This is a genomic window from Terrimonas sp. (assembly GCF_003075435.1).
In the GTDB taxonomy this organism is placed as follows: domain Bacteria; phylum Bacteroidota; class Bacteroidia; order Chitinophagales; family Chitinophagaceae; genus Agriterribacter.
Genome location: NZ_QCZJ01000072.1, coordinates 1 through 1,762 on the forward strand (window position 1 = coordinate 1; position 1,762 = coordinate 1,762).

The window sequence follows — 1,762 nt, forward strand, 5'->3', positions numbered from 1 at the left end:
ACAGCCTATCCTTTTCCCCTTGACGCTCAGCCGCCACTGAATGTCCATTGGTCCCAGATCGCTGAATGGCATTATGACGACTATGATAATATTCCATCACCCGGCGGGCTTACCAAAGATTTTGATGCTACCTATAAAACCGACGATTACATTTATACCACCTATAATACTGCTCCTTACTATGCCCAGGAGCCTGTGCAATCTTTTCAGACAAAAGGAATGGTTACCTGGACCAGAGAGCTTATACTGGGCAGCCAGAATTATATTTATACGGTAAATATTTATGATGATAAGGGAAGGGTGATACAGGTAAAAACCAAAAATTTTCGTGGTGGCAATGATCTTATTACCACCCAGTATAACTGGGTGGGGCAGCCATTGCGTATTGTGCATAAACACCAGATGCCGGCCGTAAGCGGAACTACCGGGCAGTCTACGGTTACCCTTACGGATATTATATACGATGATCTTGGCAGAGCTGTACAGACGCAGAAAAAGATACAAAATACACTGGTAGAAAGCAATGAATTGCCCGGCACCTGGACTAAGATCAACACCAACATATACGATGCCCTTGGTCAGCTAAAGAGAAAAACCATGGGCAACAAGCGGGATGCTACAGGCGCCTATACCAGTTCCATCCTGTCTAGCCAGGAGTATGTATATAATGTACGTGGCTGGCTGCTGTCCATCAATAAAGATTATACCAATGCCACCACCAACAGCGACCGGTATTTTGCACTGGAACTGGGTTATGACAAGGATCCATCTATAGGAACAAATAACAGTAAACAATACAATGGTAATATAGGCAGCATGCTTTGGAAGAGCGAGGGTGATCAACACAGGAGAAAATATGATTTTACCTATGATAATGCCAACCGGCTTAATGCAGCAAACTTCGGGCAATACACATCAGGTTCCGGGGCATCGGCCGTTTTTAGCAATGGCGTGGTGGATTTTTCAGAATACGGCATAAGCTATGACTATAACGGTAATATCCAAACCCTTAACCGCAAGGGATTAAAGCTTAACAGCTCTCCTGTAATAGACCAGCTTACCTATAGCTATTACTCCTTTGATAATGCTCCCTATAAAGTAACCGATGGTATCACAAGCAGTGATAACGGCAGCCTGGGTGATTTTAAAGACGGGACCGGTACAGGTGGAGATTATAATAACAACAATGGCAATGGCAGCCTTACCACGGATTTTAACAAGGGGATAAGCTCAATAGCTTACTATAATACCATTGAGCTGCCCAAAACCATTACCACTGCCAAAGGCACTATCGGCTATGTATACAGCTATGGGGGGGAAAAGCTTACCAAGCAAACCATAGAAACCGCCGCCACGGTATTTTACAATAACAGCACCTATACCAATATCACCACCACCACCACCACCACTTACCTTGGGGGAGCGGTGTATGAAAGCAAAGCATATACTAACAACAGCACGCTTAACACAGCGCTGGGCTATACCGACAGGCTGCAGTTCATAGCCCATGAAGAAGGCAGGATAAGACCGCAATACAACAATGCCTCCACACCCAATACCCCCACCGGCTTTGTGTATGATTATTTTATTAAAGACCACCTGGGTAACATAAGAATGGTGCTTACCGATGAGCACAAGCAGGATATCTATCCTGCAGCAACGCTGGAAGGGGATATCAATACGGATGGCAGTCCCAATGCAGCATACATTGAAAAGAACTATTACACTATAGACCCTGCCAAAATAGCTCTTACAACAGAAG

The 1,762-nt window shown here is 44.7% G+C and carries 1 pseudogene; it reads left to right on the plus strand.

The features are described from left to right. Positions 1–1,762, plus strand: a pseudogene (locus DC498_RS26325) (hypothetical protein); the annotation flags it as partial.